A 17,292-nucleotide genomic window follows, 5' to 3' on the forward strand; every position below is an offset into this window, starting at 1 on the left:
CCCGGCACATGATGGGACGGCGCATCGCCCGCCGCACGGAGGGCCAGCCAGGCCTGCGGGTGCTCGAGGGCGCCCGCGTCCTGGTCACGCGGAGCCCGGACCGGGCCGCGTCCCTGGTCGCCGCCCTGCGGGAAACCGGCGCCGAACCGCTGCTGCTTCCGCTCATCGACTTCGAACGCGCCCGCGACCAGCATTCCCTGGAAGTCGCCTTTGACGCCCTCGGCGCGGGCGCGTACAGCTGGCTCGTCATCAGCAGCGTCACCACCGTCCAGGCACTCGAAGAACTTGCCCGGGACCGGGGCGTCACACTGAGCCAGTGGCTGCCCGGAACGGTCCGGGTCGCCACGATCGGTCCTGCCACGCGCCATGAACTGGAAGCACGGGGAATCCCCGTCGACCTGGCCCCGGCCAGGCTCCAATCCGGTGCAGGCCTCCTCGACATCTGGCCGCAGGGCCACGGCAGCGTGTTCCTGCCGCAGGCGGACATCGCGGACGGCAGGCTGGCCGAAGGGCTGGAGTCACTGGGTGCCAGTGTTCAGGCCGTCACCGCGTACCACACCGTGGACTATCCGGCGGATCCGGCCCGCAGCTTCAGTCCGGACGGCGGCGCTGCCGTTGTGCCGCCGCGGGCTGAGGTGCTTACCCCGTCCGAAGCGAAAGCCGAGCTTGCCGCCGGGCGGCTCCACGCCGTCGTCGCCGCTTCACCCAGCGCCGCGCAGCGCATCCATGGGGGCCTCTCGCCGCTGGGCGACTGCCGGTTCGTGGCGATCGGGCGTTCAACGGCGGCGGAGGCGGAGCGGCTGGGACTGCCGGTTGCCGCCGTCGCCGAGCAACCCACCACGTCCGGCCTGGTGTCCGCCGTCATCGAGGCGCTGGCTCCAGGACACTCCGCATCAACACCGCCCGCCCCCGAGAACTACGTGAAGGACAGACCATGAGCTTCCCGACCCACCGCCCCCGCCGGCTCCGCACCACCCCGGCCATGCGCCGGATGACGGCCGAACACCGGCTGGCGGCTCCGGAGCTGATCCTTCCCGCCTTCATCCGCGAGGGGCTCACGGAACCCAATCCGATCGCTTCCATGCCCGGCGTGGTGCAGCACACCACTGATTCCCTCAAACGGGCGGCGGCGGAGGCCGTGGAGCTGGGCGTCGGCGGCATCATGCTCTTCGGCATTCCGGCCGAACGCGATGCACGCGGCACCGCTTCCCTGGACCCCGACGGTGTGCTCAACAAGGCCATCCGGGACGTCCGCGCCGAAGTGGGCGACGAACTCGTGGTCATGAGTGATGTCTGCCTGGACGAATTCACCGACCACGGGCACTGCGGCGTACTCGACGCCGACGGCTACGTGGACAACGACGCAACGCTGGAAATCTACGCCGCGATGGCCGTGGCACAGGCGGACGCGGGCGCGCACATGCTTGGACCGTCCGGCATGATGGACGGCCAGATCGGCGTGATCCGGCAGGCGCTGGAAGACGCGGGGCACACCAACACGGCCGTGGTGGCCTACGCCGCCAAATACGCGTCAGCGTTCTATGGCCCGTTCCGGGAAGCCGTGGATTCGCAGCTCAAGGGAGACCGCCGCACCTACCAGATGGACGCTGCCAACCGCCGCGAAGCCATCCTCGAGGTGGAGCTGGACCTGGCCGAAGGCGCGGACCTGGTGATGGTCAAACCCGCCATGAGCTACCTCGACATCCTCGCCGACGTCGCGGCTATGAGCACCGTTCCGGTTGCTGCCTACCAGATCTCGGGGGAGTACTCCATGATCGAAGCGGCTGCCGCCAACGGCTGGATCGACCGCCGCGCCGCCATCACCGAATCGGTCCTGGGCATCAAGCGCGCCGGCGCCAACATGGTGCTGACCTACTGGGCGTCCGAGCTTGCCGGCTGGCTGAAGGAGTCATGATGGGCAAGGCGTCCCTCCCGGGAACCGGGAGTTCGGCAGCCCCAGCGGCCGCAGCCGACACCGCCGCCGTGGCCACCCCGGGCGCCAGCCCCACAGCGCCCGTCGGGCCGAGGAGGGTTCTGCTGGGCCTGAACACCTTCGGCGACGTCGGCGTATACCCGGACGGGCACCCCGTGCCGCATGCGCAGGTGCTGCGGCAGCTGCTGGAGCAGGCAGAGCTGGCGGACGACGTCGGACTCCACGCCTTTGGCGTCGGGGAGCACCACCGCCGGGACTTCGCCGTCTCGGCCCCCGAGGTGTTCCTGGCCGCCGCCGCGGCCAGGACCAAGCACATCAGGCTCGGATCCGCCGTGACCGTGCTCAGCTCCGATGACCCCGTCCGCGTCTTCCAGCGCTTCTCCACCGTTGATGCCATATCTGAAGGCCGCGCCGAAGTCATGCTGGGGCGCGGCTCCTTCATTGAATCCTTCCCGCTGTTCGGCCTGGACCTGGCGGACTACGAGGTCCTGTTCGAGGAAAAACTGGAACTCTTCGACAAGGTCCGCACCCAGAAGCCGGTCCATTGGGAGGGGCGGACCCGCCCGCCCATCAGCGGGCTGAGCGTCTATCCGCCGCTGGAGCACCACCTGCTGCCGGCCTGGATCGGAGTCGGCGGCACCCCGGAATCCGTGCTCCGGTGCGCCGAGTACGGCTACCCGATCATCTTCGCCATCATCGGCGGCCAGCCCCGATCCTTCACGCCGCTCGTCAACCTGTACCGCGAGGCGATGGCGAAGTACGGCCATCCGATGCAGCAGATCGCCACGCATTCGCCGGGCCACATCGCCGACACGGACGAGGCCGCCCGCGAGGAGCTCTTCCCGCACTGGCTGGCGCAGCGCAACCGGATCGGAGCCGAGCGCGGCTGGGGTCCGGCCAGCAGGGCGGAGTTCGATGCCATGTGCGGACCGGAAGGTGCCCTCTATGTGGGGTCGCCCGAGACCGTGGCGCAGAAGATCGTCCTGCTGAAACGCAACCTGGGCGTCGACCGCTTCGACCTCAAATACGGCAACGGCACGCTTCCGCACGCCGCCATGATGCGCTGCATCGAACTCTTCGGCACCGTGGTGGCACCCCGGGTGGCAGAACTCCTGTCCGGGCACGATCCCGCAAACTGAAAGAATAGGAACCATGACTTCCAGCTCTCCTCGCAATGAGGAACTCTTCGACCGTGCACGTCAGCTCATGCCGGGCGGCGTCAACTCACCCGTCCGGGCCTTTGGCTCCGTGGGCGGGACCCCGCGGTTCATGGTGTCCGCCAAGGGCCCGTACCTGACGGATGCCGACGGCGCCGAGTATGTGGACCTGGTGTGCTCCTGGGGTCCCGCGCTGTTGGGCCACGCCCACCCGGCTGTGCTCGAAGCAGTCCACGCCGCCGTGGACCGCGGACTCTCCTTCGGCGCATCGACGCCGGACGAAGCCAACCTGGCCGCGATCGTCAAGGAACGCGTGCCTGCCGCCGAACGCGTCCGGATGGTGTCCACGGGCACCGAAGCCACCATGACCGCCATCCGCCTGGCCCGCGGCTTCACCGGACGAGACCTGGTCATCAAGTTTGCCGGCTGCTACCACGGCCACCTCGACGGACTCCTGGCCGCGGCCGGGTCAGGCGTGGCCACCCTGGCCCTGCCCGGCTCCGCCGGAGTCACCGCGGCCACCGCCGCCGAAACCCTGGTGCTGCCCTACAACGACCTCGCCGCCGTGGAAGCCGCGTTCGCCGCGCACGGCAGCAACATCGCCGCCGTCATTACGGAGGCGGCCCCGGCCAACATGGGTGTGGTCACGCCCGGCGAGGGGTTCAACGCCGGCCTTTCGCGGATCACCCGCGAACACGGCGCCCTGCTCATCGTGGACGAAGTCCTCACGGGCTTCCGCACCGGCTACTCGGGCTACTGGGGCCTCACCGGCGGCGCGGCAGACGCCGCCGAGCCGTGGACGCCGGACCTGCTGACTTTCGGCAAGGTGATCGGCGGCGGCATGCCGACGGCGGCCCTCGGCGGCCGGGCCGACATCATGGACTACCTGGCGCCGCTGGGCCCTGTTTACCAGGCGGGGACGCTGTCCGGAAACCCTGTGGCCATGGCTGCCGGCGTCGCCACCCTGACCCATGCCACTCCCGAGGTGTACTCGTTCATCGACGCCCGCTCGCTGGAGTTGTCGGCTGCGCTGTCCTCGGCGCTGGACGCAGCCGGCGTGGACCACTCCATCCAGCGGGCAGGCAACCTGTTCTCGGTGGCCTTCGGCACCTCGGCCCGCGGCGTCCACAATTATGAGGATGCCCAGGGCCAGGAAGTGTTCCGTTATGCGCCGTTCTTCCACTCCATGCTGGACTCCGGCGTCTACCTGCCGCCGTCGGTCTTTGAAGCCTGGTTCCTCTCGGCAGCACACGACGACGCCGCCATGAACCGGATCTTCGACGCGCTCCCGGCCGCCGCCAAGGCCGCCGCTACGGCAGCCGTGCCCGCCGCCCGCTAAAGCGCGCGCAGCCGTACGACGGCACTGCTGCTTAAACACTGATGGCACCCGCAGCGGCGGGTGCCATCAGTGTTTAAGGCGGGTCTGTTCACGCCCGGGGTGTAGCTGGCTTAGAAGGCCACCGTCACGTCACCGTTCGGCCATTCCTTTTCGATGAAGGCCTTGACCTCGGGGGAGTGCAGGAGTTCGTCGAGCTTCTTGATCCGGACGTCATCCTTGGAATCCTCGCGCCAGGCAAGGAAGTTCGCGTACGGGTTGTCTTCCACGGACTCCACAGCGAGGGCGTCCTTAGTGCTCAGGCCTGCCTTGAGGATGAAGTTGCCGTTGATCAGTGCAAGGTCCACCGAGGGGTCCTTGAGGTCGTTGATCAGCAGTTCGGGCTGGTTTTCGGAGAACTTGAGCTTCTTGGGGTTCTGCTCGTCGGTGAGGGTCAGCACGGAGGAATCTTCCTTGATGTCCTTCACGAGCCCGGCCACCTGGAGGACCTTGAGCGCCCGGACCTGATTGGACGGGTCGTTCGTGATGGCAACCTTGGCGCCGTCCTGAACGTCCTTGATGTCCTTGACCTTCTCGGAAAACGCCGCGTACGGCTCGATGTGGACGCCTTCGCCGTGGCCGAACTTGTAGCCCTTGGTCTTCACCTGGTCTTCGTACCAGGGAAGGTGCTGGTAGTAGTTCGTGTCCAGCGAGCCGTCGCTCAGTGCGGTGTTCGGCGTCTGGTAGTCCTCGATCTCCTTGATGTCCAGCTTCAGGCCGGCCTTCGGGGCGAGGTCCTGATTGATGAACTCCAGGATCTTTGCCTGCGGCACCGGGCTGGCACCGACGGACAGCGTCACGGGATTGGCAGGGTCAAGGGTCTTGACGTCGGCGCTGGGGCTGGACGAACCTCCGCAGGCCGTCAGTGCCAGTGCGGCGGCAATACCGGTGGCCAGAAGGGAGAGTGATTTACGCATCTGATGCGTTCCTTTCGAATTGCTGGGAGTTCGACGGCGGGCTTGCGCCCGGCGCCGTCTCCGGCATAGATGCAGCCGGCGGCTACCTGCTGCGGTGAAGATTGCCGTGGGCCGTTGGATGACGGCCTCTCGGTGGCGGTTGGCTTAGCGGTGGTCCAGGCTGCGGGAGATCCATTCGCCGACCAGTTGGATGACCTGCACAAGGACGATGATCAAGACGATGGTGACGATCATGACCGTGACATCGAATCGCTGGAAGCCGTAGTTGTACGCCAGCTTGCCGAGTCCTCCGCCGCCCACCAGGCCTGCCATGGCCGAGTAGCCGACCAGCGTGACCACGGTTGTGGTGGTGGCCGCAACGAGGGCGGGAAGCGATTCGCGCAGCATCACTTTGTTGATCACTTGCATTTTGGTGGAACCCATGACCTGGGCGGCGTCGATCTTCCCGTGATGGACGTCCCGGAGACAGGTTTCCACCAGGCGGGCGAAGAACGGGATGGTGCCGATGGACAGCGAGACCGACGCCGCGATAGGGCCGAGGCTCGTGCCGGTGAGCAGGCGGGCCAGCGGAATCAGCGCCACCATCAGGATTGCGAACGGGATGGATCGGGTGATGTTGACGATGACGTCGCTCATGATCCGGTTGGTGACGGGCATTGGACGGAGACCGCCCGGAGCCGTTACGTGCAGGAAGACGCCGAGGGGCAGGCCCACCAGCACCGTAAAGAAGGCCGAGATTCCGACCATCTGCAGGGTTTCAATGATTGCTTCGGGGAGGGCTTTGGCCAGGACGGGGTTGCTGAAGATGTCGTTCATGAGGTCCTTCCCGTCACGTCGTTCAGTTCAGCAGCATCGCCGGGTGCTGTTTTGGTCTCGGCCAGCTTCGCGCCTATTCCTCGCTGGTGGAGGTAGGCGAGGACGGCGTCGTAGTCCGCATTCTCGGCGAGCTGGACGCGCAGGTGCCCGAACTGCTGGCCGCCCAGTGTCTCGACGCTGCCTGCCAGGACATTGAGGTCGATGTCGAAGTGCCGCGCAACGCCGGTAAGGACAGGTTCCTTGGCGTTGTCTCCGGCGAACAGGATTTCCAGGACGGGTCCGCCTTGGAGTGCGCCATGCAAGGGCTCTGATGCCGGCAGCGGCAAGAGCGCCTTGGCCAGTTTGCTCTCCAGGTTGCCCGCCACGTCCTGCAGCGCCCCGTGCTCGATGATGCGGCCCTTGGCCAGCAGGGATACCGAGTCGCAGACACGCTTAACAACGTTCATCTCGTGCGTGATGATGAGCACGGTGAGCTGCAGGCGCCTGGTGAGGTCCTGGATGAGGTCGAGGATTTCGTCCGTGGTCGCCGGGTCCAGGGCAGAAGTGGGTTCGTCACACAGCAGGACGTCGGGGTCGGCGGCCAAGGCACGGGCAATGCCCACGCGCTGGCGCTGGCCACCGGAAAGCTGGGAAGGGTATGCGTTTTCGAACCCTTCGAGGCCCACGAGGGACAACAGTTCCGCAACCTTGGACCGGATCTTGTCCTTCGGCGTCTTGACGAGCTCCAGCGGGTGCGCCACATTGCCCGCGGCAGTGCGGGAATCCATGAGGTTGGCATGCTGGAAAACCATGCCAATGCGGCGTCGTGCCGCACGTATTTCCGAGTCCCTGACGGAGCTGAGTTCGGTGCCGTCAATGCTGACTGACCCGGCTGTCGGACGATCCAACAGCGTGAGGCAACGTACCAGGGTCGATTTCCCGGCGCCGGAATGGCCAATGATTCCGTGAATGGAACCTTTGGGAACGGAAAGGGTGACGCCGTCGAGGGCCACCACTTCCTTTTTCCCCTGGCGGTAGACCTTTCGAAGGTCAGTAACTGTGATCATTTATCCTCAGGAGGTTGGCCTCGGGCAGGGCATAGCACAAGCACGCTTTTGAACTTAATTATGTCAGCGAAGCCACTGGCGAGTCACTTCCGCATAATGTTCGGCGTCAGGCCTGAATGGCTGCACTAAATTGCCGCACGGCTCACCTGGGTTGTTGCTGGTGCGGTCTCCCGGCGACATGGAAAATTGCGCTGGCCAGCCTTGGAATCCTGCGAGCCCCATGACGCGTGTGATCCTCATCCCAGAGCGCCAAGCAATGGGGCCATTCCCGCTGAGGTCCTGTTGCGGGTTGTGCGGCTAGAAGTCGCCCCTGCTGGCGTCTTCAGGCGGGAGCACCGGCCAGTCGCCTTCGATCACCGCGGCGGGCTTGGTCTTACGGAGGTAGGTCTGGAAGTCCGCGGCCTGGGTTGCTGCCCAGCCGACCTGCAGCTGGTGCAGCTGGCCCGCAGGCATCCGGAGCTTGGGAAACTTTCCGGCCATGGCGTCCAGCATCCGGAGCGTGGCGAGGGCGTCCGCTGCGGACGTGTGGGCGTTATCGAGGTTGACGTTGTACTCCTCGCAAAGGGCGGTCAGCGTCCTTTTGCCCTTGCGGTACCGGTCCACCTGCTTGTTCATGATGTACGGATCCAGAACCGGGAAGCGGTTCAGCTGCGGAATGCCGTACCGGGCCGACTCGGCGGCCAGCACCGTGAAGTCATAGCTGGCATTGAAAGCGATCACGGGAACACCGTCGTCGAACAGGCCCTGCAGCACCGCGGCCAGTTCGCGGGTGACCTCCGCGGCCGGACGGCCCTCCTGCCTTGCCTTTTCGGTGGTCACGCCATGGACTTCGCTGGCTTCCGCAGGGATCTCGACTCCGGGATCCGCGAGCCACTCGTGCTCCTTGACGACACTGCCCTCGGCATCCACCACAGTGACAGATGCGGTGACGATCCGGGCGGCACGCGAGTTGCGGCCGGTGGTTTCCAGATCGAAGGCTGCCCGGGGCCGTTTGTCCCAAGTGGCCGTGGTGTTAGAGATGCTGGTGTTCGAGATGGTGCTGGTGATCGAGGAGCTCATGTTTCCAAACTACCTGCTGCCACAGACAGTTTTGCGCCAGGCCGCTGGCGTGCCGCCCGCCTCCCACAGGGACTGCGGCCCAGCGTGCGATCGGGCCCCGGCGCCCAGAGGCCCGGGCATCTGGGGGAACCGTTAAGCTGGATTCATGCGCACGGAGTATGTCGAGGCGGTGCTCGCCCTGGTTGAGCTCGTCCCTCCGGGAGCCGCGGTTGCCTACGGGGATGTCGCCGAGCTCCTCGGCTCCGGCGGTGCACGGCAGGTCGGGTCCGTGATGAGCCACCATGGCAGCGGCGTTGCGTGGTGGCGCGTTTTGAGGGCGAACGGCGAGGCACCCCAGGGGCTCGAAGCCGAGGCCCTGCAGTTCTATGTCCGCGAAGGGACCCCGCTCCTTGGCCGCTACCAGGACTTCCTCCGGACCGGCGAAGGACATTGGCGCGTGGACCTTATGGCAGCCCGCTGGGCCCCCGAAGACGGTGACTTTGACCTCATCGACGCAATCGCCGAGAGGCTGGAGCGGCGGCTCCATAAAATGTCGGCGCCGGATGATGAAATGACTGTGTGACAGTTACCTTCGACTCTTCCGGAATCCGGGCAGGCCAGCCACCAGCCCGGCAGCCGGCCAAACATCCACTCCAGCAAACAGCTCAGCTGACGGCGGCACGGCACGCGGGATCAGCCGCCGGCCTGAGGCTCCTGCCTCCCCGGCAGGTCCATAGCGTGGTGCCGGTACTGTCACCGGACCAGCAGGCGGCCGTGGATGTGCCGCATGGATCCGGCCCCGTCCTGGTTCCCGGAGCCCCGGGGACAGGGAAGTCCACCGTGCTCATTGAAGCTGCCGTACGCAGGGCCGAGCGCGACGGCGTGGACCCGGAACGGATGCTGGTCCTGGCGCCAAGCCGGCTTGCCGCCGATTCCCTCCGGGACCGCTTCACCGCCCGGCTCAACAGGAGCCTCAGCACCACGCCGGCCCGCACCTGGGCCTCCTACGCCTTCGATCTGATCCGGCGAGCCAAAGCCGAAGGCATCCTCCCGCTGCCACGGCCGCCGCGGCTTCTCTCCGGACCCGAGCAGGACCTCATTATCAAGGAACTTCTCGAAGGCCACGCCCTGCCGGGCCTGGAGTTGCCATGGCCGGACGATCTGGGGGCCGCGCTGGAAACCCGCGGTTTTCGCCAGGAGGTACGCCAGCTCTTTGACCGGATCATCGAGGCCGGCCGGACACCTGATGACCTTGTGGCCTTGGCGCAGCAGTGCAGCCGCCCGGACTGGATTGCGGCCGCCGCGCTGTATGCCGAGTACCGGGACGTGCTGGACCTGCGGATGCCGGAGGCTTTCGACCCAGCAGGGATCATCACGGCGGCCCGTCAGATTTTCCAGGACGCCCCGGAATTCCTGGCCGCCGAGCGGGACCGCCTGCAGCTGATCCTCGTTGACGACATCCAGGAAGCCAACCCGGCCGTATTCGAGCTGCTGGCGGACATTGCGGCGGGCAAGGACGTGTACGTGACGTCGTCGCCTGACACAGTGGTCCAGGGGTTCCGCGGAGCCAGGCCCGATCTCACGGCTGAGTTGCCGCACCTCCTTGCCCCTGCTGGCATCGCCGACGCCGGCCCGGGGGACGGGGACGGCAAGGACGCAGTCCTGGAGCGGCCGCTCTGGGTGACCCACCGCCATCGTCCCGCCGTTGCCGAGGCGTGGCTGTCCGTTGCAGGACGAATCTCGCAGCGGGCAGGCGGCCAGTCAGCCCGCCGGCTGGAAAGTGCAGGCTCAGCGGAAGGGGGACAGGCTCGGGCCCATGCCGCCGAAGACGGCATTGTTGAGGGCCACATCCTTCCATCCCCGGTCCACGAACTGCGGTATGTGGCGCAGCGCATTCTGGATGCGCACCTGAACCACGGTCGGGAGCTTGGCGACATCGCCGTGATCGTTCGGAACGGCGGGCAGCTGAATCAGCTGCAGCGGCACCTGGCCGGCCACGGCATCCCCGTGCGCGTTCCCGTGGCCGAATCGGCCGTCCGCGACGAAGTGGCAGTCCGGCCCTTGCTGGACGCCTATGCCGTGGCATTGGATCCTGCGGTCCTGACGCCGGAATCCGCAGTCTCGCTGTTGACCTCCCGAATCGGCGGAGCTACGTCCATCGAGTTGCGCAGGCTACGGCAGTCGCTGCGCCGCGAGGAGATCCTCGGCGGCGGAGGCCGCACCAGCGATGCCCTGCTCGTCGAATCGCTGCTCGAGCCGGGCGCCCTGGCCACCATGGGGATCGAGGGCCACTCTGCCCGCCGTGTCGCCCGGATGATCCAGGCCGGGCAGGCGGCTGCGCGCGAACCGGGCGGAAACGCAGAAACCGTGCTGTGGGCGCTCTGGAACTCCACGGGGCTGGCCGGACGGTGGACTGAAGCGGCGTTGGCAGGTGGAGCGTCAGGGGCCAGGGCAGACCGCGACCTGGACGCCATGATGGCCCTGTTCCACACGGCCGAACGCTATGTGGACCAGTTGCCGGGTTCAGGGCCGGACCAGTTCCTTGAGTATTTGCTCAGCCAGGAGCTGCCCATGGACACCCTGGCGGCCCGGGCACAGCTGGAGGACGCCGTGGAACTCATGACGCCCGCGAGTGCAGCAGGACGCGAATGGCCCGTTGTCATTGTTGCGGGGTTGCAGGAAGGAGTCTGGCCCAACACCAGGCTCCGGGGGGAGCTCCTCGGCAGCACGCTGTTCGCCGACGCCGTGGAGCACGGCGTGGACCACGCCCTGCAGCTTGGACCCATCAGCAGGTTGCGCGAGATCCGCTATGACGAACTCCGCAGCTTTTCCACGGCCGTCTCCCGGGCCCGTGAAGTGCTGATCTGCACCGCCGTCTCATCAGAGGACGAGCAGCCCTCCTCTTTCCTCGACTACGTTGCACCGCTGCATCCCGGGCAGGACCGTCGGACGTTCACCCCCGTGGAACGGCCGCTGACCCTCCGCGCCCTCGTGGCCGAACTCCGTCAGTACGCCCAGCTGGACGGCAGGTACGCTGCCGAATCGGTCGAAGCCGCCAGGGTGCTTGCCGGCCTTGCCGCAGTCGAACCGTCCGTGCCCGGTGCCCATCCCGATTCATGGTGGGGGCTTGCGCCGCTCTCTTCCGGGGAGCGGATTGTGCCGCCCGGAGGGACCGTGTTCGTCTCACCGTCCAAGGTGGAAACCGTCCAAAAGTCGCCCCTTGACTGGTTCATCCAGGCTGCCGGCGGGGAAGCCGCCACCGACTTCGCGAGGAGCCTGGGGACCCTGGTCCACGCCATTGCCCAGGACCTGCCGGATGCTTCGGGGGCCGAATACGTGGCAGAACTCGTCCGGCGGTGGCCGACGCTCGGCATGAAGGACAACTGGGAAGGGAGGCTGGATTTCCAGCGGGCCGAAGCCATGGTCCGGAAGCTGGCCCAATACATCCTCGTCATGCGCAGTGAAGGCAGGAGCCTTGTCGGCGTCGAACGGGACTTCGAAGTGAAGCTGCCGGACATCGTCGATGACCCGCAGCCCGGCACGGAAGCGCCGGCAGGAGCAGACGCTGAACCCGTAGTGAGGTTTTCGGTACTCCGCGGACAGGTTGACCGGCTGGAGATCGATTCCGAAGGACGCCTGGTGATCGTGGACCTCAAAACGGGCAAGCGCCAGCCGTCCAAGGCCGAGCTGTCCCGCCATCCCCAGCTGGGCGCCTATCAGGCCGCGGTGCTGGCCGGAGGCTTCACTGAGCCGGGCACACCGGCCGGCAGTGTTAAGCCGGGAGGGGCTGTATTGGCCCAGCTTGGCACCAGCAACAAGAGCCCCGGCATCCAGGTCCAGGAGCCGTTGGACGGCACCGGCAACTGGGCGCTCGATATGGTGGACGAGGCCGCGCAGCTCATGTCCGGCAGCCATTTCGAGGCGCGCCATGATCCGGCAAAGTCAGGCCACGGCGGCCATGGCTGCCGGCTGCCCGAGGTCTGTCCCCTTTGTCCGCGTGGAAAGCAGGTAACCGAATGACGACGCCCCACGACGTCCAGGCCCCCCGTTTTTCCCCGGAAGAACTGACTGCCATGCTGGGCGAACGCAACAGTCCCACCGCTGAGCAGTCCGCCATTATTTCCTCGCCACTTACTCCGCGGCTGGTCATTGCCGGGGCAGGATCCGGCAAGACCGCCACGATGGCGGACCGTGTTGTGTGGCTCGTTGCCAACGGTTGGGTCCGGCCGGAAGAAGTCCTGGGTGTCACGTTCACGCGGAAGGCTGCCGGTGAGCTGGCCAGCCGGATCCGGGCCAAACTGGCGGCCCTCCAACGCATTGCCGCGGAGGACACGGACCAAACGATATTTCCGGCAGGCCTGCTCAGCGAGGATGCCTTGGAACCCAAGGTTTCCACGTATCACTCCTACGCCAGCGGCATCGTGTCTGACTACGGGCTCCGTCTGGGCGTCGAACGTGATGTTGTGCTCCTGGGCGGAGCGCAGGCGTGGCAGCTGGCCAGCGAAGTCGTGGAGGCCTTCGACGGCGAGTACGAGCACTTCCGTGCCGCCAAATCCACCCTCGTGAAAGCAGTCATCCAGCTCGCGGGCGAGTGCGCTGAACACCTGCGGGATCCCCGCGAGGTTCAGGGCTGGCTGATGCACCGCGTCGCCGAATTTGAAGCCCTGCCCTACATGGCCGAAGCAAAAAAGAACCCGACACAGGCCGCCGGGGAACTTGGCGCGATGCTGCGCACGCGGGCCAGCGTCGCCGAAATGGTGGGCCGGTACGCGGAAGCCAAACGGTTCCGCGGCGCGTTGGACTTCGGCGACCTCGTGGCCCTCGCCGCGCGGGTCGCCAGCGAGATCCCGTTGGCCGCCGAAGTGGAACGCCAGCGGTTCAAGGTGGTGCTCCTGGACGAATTCCAGGACACGTCGCATGCCCAGCTCGTCCTGTTCTCCAGGCTCTTCGGCGGCGGCCACGCCGTGACGGCCGTGGGAGATCCCAATCAGTCGATCTACGGCTTCCGGGGTGCCTCAGCCGGCCAGCTCTTCCACTTTGTCCGGGAATTCCCGGTCCTGGTGGGCGAAACAGGGAACGGAGCCGACGCCGCGGATGCCGGTCCGGCGGGAACCGGGCACGGTGAAGGGCTGTCCCGCGGTCCTTTCGCGGTGGCGCCAACGTCATACCTGACAACTGCCTGGCGCAACGGGCGGAACATCCTGTCCGCGGCCAACGTCATCTCAGCGCCGCTGAGCGCCGCTGCCGCCCGGACCGGTCCGGCGGGGGAGCGCGAGTCTGGTGATTCTGTGGAGGTCCCGCCGCTGCAGCCAAGCCCCGCAGCGGCCCAGGGGAAGGTCGTCATCGGGCGCTTCGCGACGGACGAGGACGAAGCCAAAGCCATCGCGGCGGACGTTTTGCGCTACCGCGTCACGGACTTCGAGGACACCGCCGGCGAGGACCGGATTCCTCCGGCCATGGCAGTCCTCTGCCGCCGGCGTGCACAGATGGAATGCATCCGGCGTGAGTTCGAGGTACGCGGTATCCCCTACGAGATTGTGGGCCTAGGCGGGCTCCTGGACACCCCCGAGATCGTGGATCTCGTTGCGACCCTGCGGGTCCTGGCGGATCCGGGCCGTTCGGACTCCCTCATGCGGCTGCTGGCCGGGGCACGCTGGCGAATAGGTCCCTCCGACCTCATGGCCTTCCGGGACTGGTCTTCATTCCTCGCGCGGCGCCGCGGCCGCCCGGATGCAGACGGGGATGAAGCCGACGACGCCGATACTGCCGTGATCGAGAGCGACATCACCGATTCGCCGAGCCTCGTGGAAGCGCTGGACTGGCTGCCGCGGCAAGGCTGGACGTCGGCCCATGGCCGGGCGCTGAGCACGGAGGCGCTGGACCGGCTGCACGCCCTCTCTTCAGAACTCCGGCAGCTCCGGGGTTTTATGGGTGACGACCTCACCACACTGCTGGGCGAAGTGGAGCGGGCCATGCTCCTTGACATCGAAGTGGCGGCCCGTCCCGGCATCAGCATCCATCAGGCCCGACGGAACCTGGATGCATTCCAGGATGCCGCGGCAGGGTTCCTCCACACCTCGCACCGTGTTGACGTCCTGGCTTTCCTGGCCTGGCTGGAGGCCGCGGCTGCGGAGGAGGGCGGCCTGGACGTTGCCGCCCCGGACGTCAACCATGAAGCCGTCCAGCTGCTGACCGTGCACGCGTCCAAGGGCCTGGAGTGGGATGTCGTGTTCGTTCCGGGGCTCAACGCCGGCGCGTTTCCCAGCAGCCGGGATTCGCGCTGGAGCAGCGGCAGCGCCGCCCTGCCCTGGCCGCTGCGCGGGGACCACGCCGATCTGCCGCAGTGGGACCTGGACCAGCCGGATCAAAAAGGCTGGCTGGACGCGGAGAAGGACTTCAAAGCGGACGTCCAGGCTCACGGCGAGGCAGAGGAACGCCGGCTCGCCTATGTTGCCTACACGCGGGCGAAATTCGTGCTGTGGGTCTCCAGCGCGGCCTGGGTCGGATCCCGGGCCGGAATGGCGGACATGTCGCCGTTCCTGTCCGAGCTGGCGCCCCTCGCCGGGGTCGGCCACCCGGGTGCAGGCTCAACAGGCCCCGGAGAAGCTTTGCCCGCCGAAAGGCTGGCGGAAGAACCGCAGGAGCTCGCCGCCGTCGTGCATGCCGCCTCAGTGGAGGAGGCGTCGCTGCCGGCCGAAAGTCCTTTGACCCAGGACCTCGAAGTGGCGGTATGGCCGTATGACCCGCTGGAGGGGCCTGCCGATCCACGCACCGGGACTAGGCTCAGGCTGGTCCCGGGGCGGCGGGCAGCCATGGAACTGGCTGCCGCGCGGGTCCGCGGAACCCTGGCCGCCGGTGCCGCGGAAGCCGCGGGTGACACCGAAGGAACGGGTGACGCGGAAGCAGCGGGTGACGCCAAAGCGGCGGCCCCCGGGCCGGAAACCCGGCAGCTTCGCAACGTCGCCGCCAATTGGGCCCACGAAGCCGCCCTGTTGCTGGAACGCCGCTTCCGGCGGGCCACCGTGCAGGATGTCCACCTGCCCGGCCACATTTCCGCGTCAACCTTTGTGGATCTGGGCGACGATCCCGGATCCGTGCTGGCGCGGCTGCGCCGGCCTGTTCCCAGGGAGCCGGGGATGTCGGCACGCAAAGGCACGGCATTCCACGCCTGGGTGGAGGAATACTTCGGCACCGCAGGCATGCTGGAGCTGGAGGAGGCCCCCGGTTCGGACAACCACATTGATGAGGCCTACGGGCTGGACTCGATGGTGGAAACATTCCGGAACTCGGAGTGGGCGCACCGCGCACCGGCCCATGTCGAGGTTCCGGTCGAGACACGCATCGGTGACGTCGTGGTGCGCGGCCGGATCGATGCCGTGTTCCGGGACGCCGACGGCGGCTGGGACCTGGTGGACTGGAAAACCGGCCGCCGCCCGGCCGCGGGACAGCTGAAGGTGAAGGCCGTCCAGCTGGCGGTCTACCGTCTTGCCTGGGCCAGGCTTAAGGGAGTCCCGCTCGACAACGTCCGGGCAGCGTTCTACTACGTCGGTGAAAACCAGGTGGTCCGACCCCACGACCTTGGCACGGCGGAGCAGCTGGAGGACATCGTGACAGCGGCCCTTGCGGGAACCACCGCCATGGCCAAGGCAGCCGCTTCGGCTAGTGGGACTTTGCGTCCACAATCTTGAGGGCCGCCGTGGACGTGTCATCCGCTGAAAGCGCGGCCGGGGGAGTGATCCGGTTTCCTCCGTCGGCCGCGTGGGCGGTTCCGCTGTCCCCGCCTGCTTCCTGGGCCGCATCGTGTTCGCCGGACGTTTCGGCCGGGGCGCCGCGGTCAGCGTTCCCGGGAGCCCCTGACTCTCGGCTCGGCGGGGCCGGGACGGCATCGACCGGGATCGGTGTCACGTGCACCGACGGCATGGCATCCGCCGACGGGGCGCCGGACAATCCCGAAACCTGCTCTGCGGCAAGCGCTGCAGAGGGCACACCGGTGGCACCCGCGTTTTCATCCTGCGGGACCGGTTCCACGTGCACGGCCGGGACAGTTTGCGGCAAAGGTTCCACGCTGATGGGCTGTCCGCCGTGCTCCGTGATGTCTTCAGCCAGCGAGGCGAGCATTTCTTCAGCCTCGGCGATCATTGCCTGGTCCCCGGCAGCCAGGCCCTTCACCAGGTACTGGGCCAGCGCAAATTCGGCGGAGAGGGCTGCGCGGCGCAGCAGATGGGCGTCCGGTGCGTCCCTGCGGCTCGACGTGTAGTGGCGGAGTACCGAGTCGACGAAGCTTTGCTCGTTGGAGGCGACCAGCCAGGCCATGTCGTCGGCCGGATCCCCGATGCGCAAATCGGTCCACCCGGTCACGGCTGTCACGCGTTCGCCCTCCACCAGGAGGTTGTCCTCGTGCAGGTCGCCGTGGACCACGCAGGGATTGAAGCGCCACAGCGAGACGTCTTCCAGGGCATGTTCCCACCGGCGCAGCAGCACAGGGGGGATCTTTCCGGTGGTCGCGGCCTGGTCGAGTTCGTTGAGCCTTCGCTGCCGGAACTCATTGGGGGTGTAGCTGGGGAGGTCGGCATTGCTGACGAGGGCCTGGGGGAGGTCGTGAATGGCAGCCAGAGCGGCGCCAATCTCCTTCGCCAGTCCTTCCGAACCGGCTGTCAGCTCTTCGACGCTGCGCGTAGTTCCGGCCAGGTGTGAGTACACGAACGTGCTGAGTGCACCCTGCCGCACCGTGCCTGCCACTGTGGGCATGAGGAAGGGCAGCTCGGCCCTGACTGCCGGGGCAAAGGCACGAAGGACCATAAACTCCGTTTCCAGGCGGGCGCTTGCCTCGGCGTGGCGGGGCGAACGGACCCGCCACTGCTTGCCCTCGGAGTCCAGGAGAAGTGCCGAATCGAAGTCCGCCGGATCGTCGGGAGCCGAGCTCACGGCGGTGGGCGTCAGTCCGGGGACTGCCGCAGTTGCTACAGCTGCCAGTTCGATCGGTTTTCTTCTCACGCATCCACGGTAGATT

General features: G+C 67.1%; 12 protein-coding genes. 7 read left to right on the forward strand and 5 right to left on the reverse strand.

Translation table 11 applies throughout. The features are described 5' to 3' along the window. The first annotated feature begins 8 nt into the window (after positions 1–8). From CXQ91_RS01790 to hemL, 4 genes are read left to right on the forward strand one after another with little or no spacing between them, the layout of a single operon-like run. The gene (locus CXQ91_RS01790) at positions 9–938 is read left to right on the forward strand and encodes a uroporphyrinogen-III synthase (protein WP_104172200.1); all 930 of its coding nucleotides are present in this window, start codon (positions 9–11) and stop codon (positions 936–938) included. Further along, a complete protein-coding gene (gene hemB / locus CXQ91_RS01795; RefSeq protein ID WP_104172201.1) occupies positions 935–1,915 on the forward strand; it encodes a porphobilinogen synthase in 981 nt (326 codons plus the stop codon). The genes CXQ91_RS01790 and hemB overlap by 4 nt, the downstream gene beginning before the upstream one ends. Beyond that, the gene (locus CXQ91_RS01800) at positions 1,915–3,072 is read left to right on the forward strand and encodes an LLM class flavin-dependent oxidoreductase (protein ID WP_104172202.1); all 1,158 of its coding nucleotides are present in this window, start codon (positions 1,915–1,917) and stop codon (positions 3,070–3,072) included. The genes hemB and CXQ91_RS01800 overlap by 1 nt, the downstream gene beginning before the upstream one ends. A 13-nt stretch (positions 3,073–3,085) precedes the next feature. Further along, positions 3,086–4,429, forward strand: a complete 1,344-nt coding sequence (gene hemL / locus CXQ91_RS01805; protein ID WP_104172203.1) for a glutamate-1-semialdehyde 2,1-aminomutase — start codon at positions 3,086–3,088, stop codon at positions 4,427–4,429. Between the two features lie 110 nt (positions 4,430–4,539). Here hemL and CXQ91_RS01810 read toward each other — a convergent pair whose 3' ends face one another. The 4 genes from CXQ91_RS01810 to CXQ91_RS01825 all read right to left on the reverse strand — a co-directional run bounded on the left by CXQ91_RS01810 (position 4,540) and on the right by CXQ91_RS01825 (position 8,303). After that, the gene (locus tag CXQ91_RS01810; RefSeq protein ID WP_104172204.1) at positions 4,540–5,382 is read right to left on the reverse strand and encodes a MetQ/NlpA family ABC transporter substrate-binding protein; all 843 of its coding nucleotides are present in this window, start codon (positions 5,380–5,382) and stop codon (positions 4,540–4,542) included. Between the two features lie 144 nt (positions 5,383–5,526). Beyond that, positions 5,527–6,198, reverse strand: a complete 672-nt coding sequence (locus CXQ91_RS01815) for a methionine ABC transporter permease (protein WP_104172205.1) — start codon at positions 6,196–6,198, stop codon at positions 5,527–5,529. Further along, positions 6,195–7,244: a methionine ABC transporter ATP-binding protein gene (locus CXQ91_RS01820; protein WP_104172206.1), complete on the reverse strand. Its 1,050-nt coding sequence runs from the start codon at positions 7,242–7,244 to the stop codon at positions 6,195–6,197. The genes CXQ91_RS01815 and CXQ91_RS01820 overlap by 4 nt, the downstream gene beginning before the upstream one ends. Positions 7,245–7,541: 297 nt before the next feature. Further along, positions 7,542–8,303: a 3'-5' exonuclease gene (locus CXQ91_RS01825; protein WP_181038737.1), complete on the reverse strand. Its 762-nt coding sequence runs from the start codon at positions 8,301–8,303 to the stop codon at positions 7,542–7,544. Positions 8,304–8,448: 145 nt separating this feature from the next. On the opposite strand from CXQ91_RS01825, the gene CXQ91_RS01830 reads away from it, so the two are divergent. The 3 genes from CXQ91_RS01830 (at position 8,449) to CXQ91_RS01840 (ending at position 15,970) form a co-directional block, all read left to right on the forward strand. Continuing rightward, positions 8,449–8,865 (forward strand): MGMT family protein, encoded by a 417-nt coding sequence (locus tag CXQ91_RS01830; RefSeq protein WP_104172207.1) that lies wholly within the window; start codon positions 8,449–8,451, stop codon positions 8,863–8,865. Between the two features lie 86 nt (positions 8,866–8,951). Further along, positions 8,952–12,302, forward strand: coding sequence for an ATP-dependent DNA helicase (locus tag CXQ91_RS01835; RefSeq protein ID WP_104172415.1), 3,351 nt, complete (start codon positions 8,952–8,954; stop codon positions 12,300–12,302). Then, positions 12,299–15,970 (forward strand): ATP-dependent DNA helicase, encoded by a 3,672-nt coding sequence (locus CXQ91_RS01840; RefSeq protein ID WP_104172208.1) that lies wholly within the window; start codon positions 12,299–12,301, stop codon positions 15,968–15,970. The genes CXQ91_RS01835 and CXQ91_RS01840 overlap by 4 nt, the downstream gene beginning before the upstream one ends. Here the strand turns inward: CXQ91_RS01840 and CXQ91_RS01845 are convergent. Continuing rightward, a complete protein-coding gene (locus CXQ91_RS01845; RefSeq protein WP_104172209.1) occupies positions 15,942–17,276 on the reverse strand; it encodes a macrolide 2'-phosphotransferase in 1,335 nt (444 codons plus the stop codon). The genes CXQ91_RS01840 and CXQ91_RS01845 overlap by 29 nt on opposite strands. Positions 17,277–17,292: the final 16 nt, after the last annotated feature.

The sequence above is a fragment of the Arthrobacter sp. Y81 genome (assembly GCF_002929335.1).
Classification (GTDB): domain Bacteria; phylum Actinomycetota; class Actinomycetes; order Actinomycetales; family Micrococcaceae; genus Arthrobacter.